At 68.7% G+C, this 8,249-nt stretch carries 9 protein-coding genes and 1 pseudogene; 6 read left to right on the top strand and 4 right to left on the bottom strand.

All coding sequences use genetic code 11. From position 1 onward, the window contains the following. Nucleotides 1-84 precede the first annotated feature (84 nt). The 3 genes from B4M62_RS05100 (at nt 85) to B4M62_RS05090 (ending at nt 2,224) form a co-directional block, all read left to right on the top strand. Nucleotides 85-885 carry an alpha/beta fold hydrolase gene (locus B4M62_RS05100; RefSeq protein WP_290705897.1) on the top strand — a complete coding sequence of 267 codons (801 nt, stop codon included), beginning with the start codon at nt 85-87 and terminating at the stop codon, nt 883-885. Nucleotides 886-1,001: 116 nt separating this feature from the next. Beyond that, nucleotides 1,002-1,307: an MGMT family protein gene (locus B4M62_RS05095; RefSeq protein ID WP_290705896.1), complete on the top strand. Its 306-nt coding sequence runs from the start codon at nt 1,002-1,004 to the stop codon at nt 1,305-1,307. A gap of 59 nt (nt 1,308-1,366) precedes the next feature. Then, the gene (locus B4M62_RS05090; protein ID WP_290705895.1) at nt 1,367-2,224 is read left to right on the top strand and encodes a TIGR02569 family protein; all 858 of its coding nucleotides are present in this window, start codon (nt 1,367-1,369) and stop codon (nt 2,222-2,224) included. A gap of 81 nt (nt 2,225-2,305) precedes the next feature. On the opposite strand, the gene moeZ is transcribed toward B4M62_RS05090, so the two are convergent. Further along, nucleotides 2,306-3,478, bottom strand: a complete 1,173-nt coding sequence (gene moeZ, locus B4M62_RS05085; RefSeq protein ID WP_414651785.1) for an adenylyltransferase/sulfurtransferase MoeZ — start codon at nt 3,476-3,478, stop codon at nt 2,306-2,308. Beyond that, the gene (locus B4M62_RS05080; protein WP_414651784.1) at nt 3,475-4,512 is read right to left on the bottom strand and encodes a DUF3152 domain-containing protein; all 1,038 of its coding nucleotides are present in this window, start codon (nt 4,510-4,512) and stop codon (nt 3,475-3,477) included. The genes moeZ and B4M62_RS05080 overlap by 4 nt, the downstream gene beginning before the upstream one ends. A gap of 104 nt (nt 4,513-4,616) precedes the next feature. On the opposite strand from B4M62_RS05080, the gene B4M62_RS05075 reads away from it, so the two are divergent. Next, the gene (locus B4M62_RS05075; RefSeq protein ID WP_290705894.1) at nt 4,617-5,255 is read left to right on the top strand and encodes a TetR/AcrR family transcriptional regulator; all 639 of its coding nucleotides are present in this window, start codon (nt 4,617-4,619) and stop codon (nt 5,253-5,255) included. Here B4M62_RS05075 and B4M62_RS05070 read toward each other — a convergent pair whose 3' ends face one another. Both B4M62_RS05070 and B4M62_RS05065 read right to left on the bottom strand, forming a co-directional pair. After that, entirely contained in the window at nt 5,256-5,489 is a 234-nt protein-coding gene (locus tag B4M62_RS05070; protein ID WP_290705893.1) for a DUF3107 domain-containing protein, read from the bottom strand. A 10-nt stretch (nt 5,490-5,499) separates the two neighbouring features. Further along, nucleotides 5,500-6,144 (bottom strand): ferritin-like fold-containing protein, encoded by a 645-nt coding sequence (locus B4M62_RS05065; RefSeq protein ID WP_290705892.1) that lies wholly within the window; start codon nt 6,142-6,144, stop codon nt 5,500-5,502. A gap of 203 nt (nt 6,145-6,347) precedes the next feature. Between B4M62_RS05065 and B4M62_RS05060 the strand changes: the two genes are divergently transcribed. Together B4M62_RS05060 and B4M62_RS05055 are read left to right on the top strand one after the other, a co-directional pair. Then, entirely contained in the window at nt 6,348-7,937 is a 1,590-nt protein-coding gene (locus B4M62_RS05060; protein WP_290705891.1) for a DEAD/DEAH box helicase, read from the top strand. A gap of 13 nt (nt 7,938-7,950) precedes the next feature. Next, nucleotides 7,951-8,249: pseudogene (locus B4M62_RS05055) on the top strand (hypothetical protein); the annotation flags it as partial.

Here is an 8,249-nt window from a genome sequence, read left to right as displayed (position 1 = left end):
CGGATCGAACCCCAGTCGGATCGAGCCCCGGTCGGCTAGGGTCCCGGTCGGCTAGGGTCCCGGTCGGCTAGGGTCGGAGCAACCATGAGTGCGCTCCACGTCGAAACCTACGGCCCCGACTCGTCCGGTGCGCCGCTTGTCCTCGCGCTGCACGGCCTCACCGGGCACGGCAGGCGCTGGTCGCGCCTGGCCGCCGATCTGCCCGGCCACCGGATAGTCGCCCCGGACCTGCTCGGGCACGGCGAGTCGTCGTGGGAGCCGCCGTGGTCCTACGACGCACATTTGCGCGCACTGGACGCGGTTGTCGGCACCTTCGATGCACCGTTCACGGTGGTCGGCCATTCCTTCGGCGGGGCCCTGGCGATCCGGTTGGCGCAGCGCCATCCCGGGCGGGCGAACGCCCTTGTCCTGCTCGACCCGGCACAGGGACTCGACCCGCGCCGCGCCCTCGACGTTGCGACGGCTGGCATGGCGCACTGGACGTATGGGTCGGCGGCCGCGGCGCGCGCGGCCAAATGTGCCGAAGGGTGGGCGGCGGTGCCGGCCGAGATCCTCGACGAGGAGATCGGCATCCACCTGCGCCCCTCCGAGCAAATCGGACTGCCGGCCGGGCGCTTCGGCTGGCGCGTGAGCCAGCCGGCGACTGCCACGGCGTGGAGTGAGATGGCCGCGGGCCTCGAACTCCCGCCGCCCGGCCTGCCGACCGACGTCGTCGTCGCCGATCGAGTCGACCCCCCACTGGTCGGCGCGGCCTTCCTCGACGCCTGCCGGACGGAGCGCGCCGATTCGGTGTGCATCCACCATGCCGACTGCGAGCACATGGTCCCCTTCCTCGAGCCCGGGCTGGTCGCCCGCTTGGTGGCCACGGCGGCGGGCCGCCCATGAGGACGGCGGCGGGCCGCCCATGAGGACCGCGGCGGGCCGCCCATGAAGTCACCGCGGCGAGCCGCCCATGAAGTCACCGCTGCGAGCCGCCCATCAACACCTACGGCGTGCCGCCCGTGAGCGCGATCACCGACGCCGACGTGGAACGCGTACGCAGGTTGGTCGCAGCCATTCCGCCGGGTCGGGTCACCACCTACGGCGACCTGGCCGCGGCGGCCGGACTGGCCGGCCCGCGGGTCGCCGGCACGATCATGCGGATCGATTCCGCCGACCTGCCGTGGCATCGCGTGATCGCGGCGAGTGGCCGTCCCCCGGCCCACCTCGCGGCACGGCAGCTCACCCGCCTGGCCAGCGAAGGCGTACCGGTCGTCAACGGGCGCGTTGTGATCACGGAGTGCCGCTGGTCACCGGAGGTGAATTGACTGTGCGGTCGCGGTGTCGCTGCACCGAATCGCGTGGCCAGCTGGGTAATCTTGGCTCCGTGACGAGCCCTGTCGAACCACCCGAGCATGTGCGGCAAACGTTCGGGCTGACCGCGCACCCGCCGATTGCGATGGGTGACCAGTGGGTGGGCGGCTGGCGGGTGGGCGAAGTCGTGCTGTCGATGGTGCCCGATCATGCACGAGCCGCCTGGTCGGCGGCGACCCGCGAGAATCTGTACATCGCAGGTTTGCGAATCGCCCGGCCGTTCCGGTCGACCGATGGCCGCTACGTCGTCTCCGGGTGGCGCGCCGACACTTATATCGCCGGTTCCCCCGAACCGCGGTACGACGAGGTGCTGCAAGTCGCCGAACGCCTGCACAGCGCCCTTACGAAGCTGGAGCGGCCACGATTCCTGCTCCAGCCGCCGGCCCCGCCGTATACCGATGTCGACGTGTTCGCCGCCGCCGACCGGGCGGCTTGGGAGGACCAGCCGATGCGGACCGCACGCGCCGCCGGCATGACCGAGCCGATGACCGACGATGGCAGGACCAGTCTTGATGCCGTCAAGACGCTCGCGGGACTGCGCCGGCCGGTCACCTCCCCGTCGCAGATCGTGCACGGCGATCTCTTCGGCACCGTCCTGTTCGCCGGTGCCGCTGCTCCCGGCATCACCGACCTGGTCCCCTATTGGCGTCCCGCGTCGTGGGCCGCCGCCGTCGTCGCCGTCGACTCTCTGGCATGGGGCGGGGCCGACGAGAATCTGCTCGACCGCTGGTCTGATCAGCCGGAGTGGGGGCAGATGCTGTTGCGCGCCACCATGTTCCGGCTCGCCGTCCACGCGCTGCACCCCCGGTCGACGGCGGGTGCCCTACCCGGATTGTTGCGGGTCGTCGACTTGGTGCGCCTACGCGTCTAGTCTGCTGAAAACCGCACCTGGACGACGCGTCGACGTGATTATCACGCCGGACTCGCGCTGACGACCAGATCTCCGCAGCGGTCAGTACACCGGCATCGTCGGGTCGAGCTGGCGCGCCCATGCGGTAATGCCGCCCTGCAGGTGCGTCGCATCGGCGAATCCAGCGCTTTTGAGCATGACCAGCACCTCCGCCGAGCGGACCCCGGTGCGGCAGTACACGACGACGGGACGGTCCTGCGGGACCTGTCCGAGCCCCTCCCCCGACTCGAAGACCCCCGTGGGGATCAACGTCGCCCCCGGCAGGTGGACGATGTCCCACTCGACCGGCTCACGCACATCGATCAGTGCGAGGCGATCGCCGGCATCGATGCGGGCCTTGAGCTCGCTGGGGGTGAGCGTCGACCCGGCCGCCGCTGCCTGCGCCGCGTCGGAGACGACGCCGCAGAAGTCGTCGTAGTCGATGAGGCCGGTGACCTTCTCGCCGGCCGGGTCCGTGCGGATCCGCACGGTCCGGAACGTCATCTCCAGCGCGTCGTAAACCATCAGCCGGCCAAGCAGGGTCTCACCGATTCCGCAGATCAGCTTGATCGCCTCGGTTCCCATGATCGAGCCGATCGTCGCGCACAGAATGCCCAGAACGCCACCCTCGGCGCAGGACGGGACCATTCCCGGCGGCGGTGCCTGCGGATACAGATCGCGGTAGTTGATGCCGAGCCCGTCGGGGGCATCCGCCCAGAACACCGACACCTGACCCTCGAACCGGTAGATCGAGCCCCACACATACGGCTTGCCCGCAAGGATCGCCGCGTCGTTGACCAGATAGCGAGTGGCGAAGTTGTCCGCACCGTCGAGGATCAGGTCGTACCGGGCGAACAACTCGACGGCGTTCTCGTTGGTCAACGCGAACTCGTGGGTGTTGACGGTGATGAGCGGGTTGATCTCCAGCATCGAGTTCTTGGCTGATTGTGCCTTGGCGATGCCGATGTCGGATTGTCCGTGGATCACCTGACGCTGCAGGTTGGACTCGTCGACGACGTCGAAGTCGACTATCCCGATCGTGCCGACCCCCGCTGCGGCGAGATACATCAGGGTCGGCGAGCCCAACCCCCCCGCCCCGATGACCAGCACCCGCGCGTTCTTCAGTCGCTTCTGCCCCGCCATCCCGACGTCGGGAATGATCAGGTGCCGGCTGTAGCGGGCCACCTCGTCGCGACTCAGGTCCCCGGCCGGATCGACCAGCGGGGGAAGGGTCACGGGAAGGGCCAGGGGTTCGGCCGACAGCTCAAGGCGCGGTTGGCGTTCATATCGGGGTCGAGTCCCATGATGTCCTTGTTACTGGTCCCGAATGTTTGCTGCATCATGATCGGCGCGAGCGCACCATCCTGTTTGCACGGCTCATGTGCCTCGTACCCGATGCCGTGCCCCACCTCGTGGTTGATCTGGTACTGCCGGTAACTGTGCGTGTCGCCGGCGAAGGAAATCGCCCCACGAACCCAGCGCGCCTCGTTGAGCAGAACCTGATGCGTCGGCGGGTAGAAGCACGAGCTCTCCAGTTTGATCTGGTACCCACACAACTCTCGTGCCGTATTCGTCGACGTCAGCGAGATCCGCAGGTCCGGGCTCTGGTCGCCGTTGACCCGTTTGAACGAGACCTTGCCGCCACCGATCCAGCTCTTCTTGTTGGCCAGCGTCGCATCCACCATCGACGCGAATGCCTTATCCCCGGAGTAGTCGACGGGCACGAGACCATTCTCCACCTCGACCGCGTACGTGTAGACCTGCGCGCCGGTGCCGATCTTCGTCGATGCCCTCGTGGGCACCACCCGGAATGTCTTCTTACCGTCCCGGGTGAAGTGGTCGCCGGGCGGAAGTGCACCGGCGGGCAGCGCCGAGGCGGCGATCGTCCCGGTTGGCGCACCGACCGGTGCCGACTCCTTCACGACGTCCGTATTTCGCCCGCTGTCGGGTGAGGCGTGGCTACCGGCCCTGTCGACGGCGGCGCCGCGCACCGTCATCACGAGGAGGACGACGGTGAGCACCGCGAGCACGGGAATGGCATATGCGCGCCAGCCGTAGGTGGCGATGAACCGGGAGACCGGATTGCCGCCGACGGTGTCGTCGCGATCGGAATGGGCCGGTGGATCCCAGGTCGCGCTCAGCGGCTGCCCCGGCCCCGGTCGAGGCGTCGGCGGCGCCGACGGGTACTGGCCGGTGCGGGCACGCGGTCGGGGCGCCTCGCCCGCACGGGGTCGAGGCGCGCCGAACTGGCCGTCCTCGGATCGGTTCACGCGTTAACTTTCTCACACGCCGCACCTGGTTCCACGCAGGCTCCGCCGATATCGGCCCGGTTTGGCGAAAAGTGTCGACCCCTCCCGGGGGTAGGCTTGCCCCCATGACCACGTCCAGCACGAGCCCGGGGGGCCGCAACGGAACACGGCTGCCCCGCAGCGCGCGCCGCCTCCAACTCCTTGACGCGGCCAGCGAGATCTTTGTCGAGCGCGGCTACCACTCGGCGGGCATGGACGAGATCGCCATCCACGCCGGGGTATCCAAACCGGTTCTGTATCAACACTTTCCGTCGAAGCTCGACCTGTACATCGCGGTCGTCGACTCCCACGCGGAGAAATTGGTGACGGCGATCAACAACGCACTGCGCACCAGCACCGACAACCGCCAGCGGGTCCGCGCCGCCGTCGAGGCCTTCTTCGATTTCATTGACCTCGACAACTCGGGCTACCGGTTGATCTTCACCTCCGACGCCAAAGACCCGGCCGTCACCAAGCGCGTGGAAGGCGCCATGGAGGCGTGTGTGGACGCCGTCTACGAGCTCATCATGCACGACTCCGGGTTCGACCCGTACCGTTCGCGGATGCTGGCGGCCGGATTGGTCGGTGCAAGCCAGGTCAATGCCCGCTACTGGATCGATGCCCACCGGCCGGTCGAGAAGGAGATCGCGGTCGAGACGACCGCCGCCCTGCTGTGGGGCGGCCTTTCCCACGTGCCGAATCAGAACGTGGGCAAGACCCGCTAGCTATTTGGAACCGAAGCCCACGCGACGGACTTCGGCGTTGCCGACCTCGGCATAGGCGATCTTCGCCGACGGGATGAGGAAGCGCGAACCACGGTCGTCGACGAGGGTGAGCAGTTCACTCTTCCCGCTCAGTGCCGCCGCTACCGCGTCGAAGGTCTTCTCACTGTCGTCGGCCACCTGCACGGCCAATTCACGGGGGCTGTCGACGATGCCGATCTTCACTTCCACGGTCATGGACTCGAGCCTAGCCCAGACCCAAGTCGGCCATGCGCTGCGCGTGGAGCGAGGTGACCGAGTCGAAGAACCTGGACACGGCGGCGAGATCGGTTGACGCGCCGGCGAACAGCAAATCTGCGACGTCGTCCTCGGCGGCGAGAACCCACTGTGCATGGGTGATGGCCTCGCCCAGCAACCGCCGGCCCCACAGCGTCAACGGCCAGCGCAGTTCGGGCCGGCCGGCGACTCGGGCGCGCACCCAATCGCGGGCGAAGGCGGAGTTGCCCGTCTCCGCCATCACCGTCGACACCACGTTCTGCGCCTCCGCGGGCAGCGCGCCGGCCAATTCGCGATAGAAGTCGGCCGCCAACCCGTCGCCGACGTACGCCTTCACCATGACCTCGTCCCACGTCTTAGGGTTCGTCGTGCCGTGGTAGCGGTCGAAGATGTCCAGGTGGCCCACCACCGCCGCCAGTGGGTCGATCCCCCGCTGGACCAGCTGCGCGGCCAGCTCGTCGAAGTGAGCCATCTCCGAGGCCGCCATCCGGCCGATCGCTATCCGGCTCGCGACGTCGGGCGCCATGGCCGACTCGGTGATCAGCCGATTGTGGGCGGCGTACTCACCGGCCGCCAGGACCGCGAACAGCTTGGCAACGCCCGGGTTTTCGTCCATGGCACCGATGGTAGGCGGGCCTGGTACGGCCGACCAAGTACACTGTAGGGCGGTGCCGCAGCCGGGGACTCCCGCAAGTGGCACCGATGATATGTGCGCGCATCGCTCCACACGCGCCCCCACACGGGGAGCCGCGACTCACTTGGAGCTGGCCAGGCCACCGGTGCGCGCGAGGCAATCCGAGAGGCTTTGGACAAAATTATATGAGCACTGCAGAGGCGGGCACCGACGAGTCGGTGCAGACCACCATCATCGAAGAGGAGCATTCGGCTCCCACCTTCGCCGAACTCGGCGTGCACGACGACATCGTCGCCGCGCTCACCGCAGACGGTAAGACCCATACGTTCGCGATCCAGGAGTTGACCCTGCCGCTGGCGCTGGCCGGGGACGACCTGATCGGCCAGGCCCGCACCGGCATGGGCAAGACCTTCGGTTTCGGCGTGCCCATGCTGCACCGCCTGGTGACCGCACCAGATTCGGGCGTGCGGGCCCTCGACAACACTCCGCGCGCGTTGGTGATCGTGCCGACCCGTGAGCTGTGCCTTCAGGTCACCGGAGATCTCGAGGTCGCCGGCAAGGGGGTCGGCGTCACCCTCGCCGACGGCACCGAGCGCCCGGTGAAGGTCACCGCCATCTACGGCGGTCGCCCCTACGAATCACAGATCGCCGAGTTGCAGTCCGGCGTCGACATCGTCGTCGGCACCCCCGGCCGCCTGCTCGACCTCGCACGGCAGGGCCACCTGGTTCTCGGGAAGGTCGAGATCCTCGTCCTCGACGAGGCCGACGAGATGCTCGACCTCGGTTTCCTGCCCGATATCGAGCGCATCCTCTCGGCCGTGCCCGCGCAGCGCCAGACAATGCTGTTCTCGGCGACCATGCCCGGCCCGATCGTCACGCTGGCACGCACCTTCCTCAGCCGCCCGACGCATATCCGCGCCGAGCACGCCAACGACTCTGCCGTGCACGAACGCACCACCCAGTACATCTACCGGGCCCACGCCCTGGACAAGGCCGAGCTGGTTGCGCGCGTGTTGCAGGCCGACGGGCGCGGCGCAACGATGATCTTCACCCGCACCAAGCGCACCGCACAGAAGGTGGCCGACGATCTCGCCGAACGCGGCTTCGCGGTCGGCGCCGTCCACGGCGACCTCGGCCAGGGCGCCCGCGAGAAGGCCTTGTCAGCGTTCCGCGAGGGCAAGGTCGACGTCCTCGTCGCCACCGACGTCGCGGCGCGTGGTATCGACATCGATGATGTCACCCACGTGATCAACTACCAGTGCCCCGAGGACGACAAGACCTACGTGCACCGCATCGGGCGCACCGGTCGCGCCGGGCGCACCGGCATCGCCATCACCCTCGTCGACTGGGACGAGATGCACCGCTGGGAGCTGATCAACTCGGCTCTGGGCATTGGCGTGCCGGAGCCGGTGGAAACCTATTCGAGCTCCGAGCATCTGCACGAGGAGCTGAGCATCCCCGATTCGGCCACCGGCCGCGTCGGTGCGGCAAAGACGGCGACCGGTACCCGCACCGGGCGCGACAATCAGACCCGCGACAAGCACACTCGCGTCGAGCGTCCGGAGCGCACCAGGTCGCCGCGGTCGCGCCAGCGCACCCGTGGTGGAAAGGCGGGCGACACCGAGACGACGCCCACCGCCGAAAGTGCCACCGGCAGTGCCGCTGAGCCGAGCTCGACCGGCGAGAGTGACGCCCCCAAGCGCCGCCGCCGCCGCGGTGGCCGCGGCCGGGGCACGGGCACCTCGGCGGCGCCGGCCGCCGCGCCCGCCGAGTAGGGCTCGCACGCTGATGGGACCGCTGCGGCGCCGGCCCGTCGACCTGATCGTTTCGGCGCTGATTGTCGTCGCGCTCGTTATTGCGGGCGCCGCCGTGTGGTATTTCAGTTCCGCACGGCGCACCACGCTGGTCCCGGCCACCGTCTCGCCGGTTGCACCGCCCTACCCCGTCGACGTGCCGGCCCGGCTGATCCATCGGTGGACGGCAGAGTCCGAGGCGACCCGGTCGCCGCAGGTCACCGATACGGCCGTCCTTACCGGTCATGATGGGGCCGTGCGGGCCCGCGATCCGCGCACCGGCCGTGCCATCTG

It is taken from the genome of Gordonia sp. UBA5067, assembly GCF_002414845.1.
Taxonomy (GTDB): domain Bacteria; phylum Actinomycetota; class Actinomycetes; order Mycobacteriales; family Mycobacteriaceae; genus Gordonia; species Gordonia defluvii.
This window is presented reverse-complemented; position numbering and strand designations above follow the sequence as displayed.

Coding starts and splice junctions, on each gene's coding strand:
- B4M62_RS05070 (WP_290705893.1), bottom strand. CDS start 5,489: ATGACCGTGGAAGTGAAGATCGGCATCGTCGACAGCCCCCGTGAATTG.
- B4M62_RS05065 (WP_290705892.1), bottom strand. CDS start 6,144: ATGGACGAAAACCCGGGCGTTGCCAAGCTGTTCGCGGTCCTGGCGGCC.
- B4M62_RS05060 (WP_290705891.1), top strand. CDS start 6,348: ATGAGCACTGCAGAGGCGGGCACCGACGAGTCGGTGCAGACCACCATC.
- B4M62_RS05075 (WP_290705894.1), top strand. CDS start 4,617: ATGACCACGTCCAGCACGAGCCCGGGGGGCCGCAACGGAACACGGCTG.
- B4M62_RS05100 (WP_290705897.1), top strand. CDS start 85: ATGAGTGCGCTCCACGTCGAAACCTACGGCCCCGACTCGTCCGGTGCG.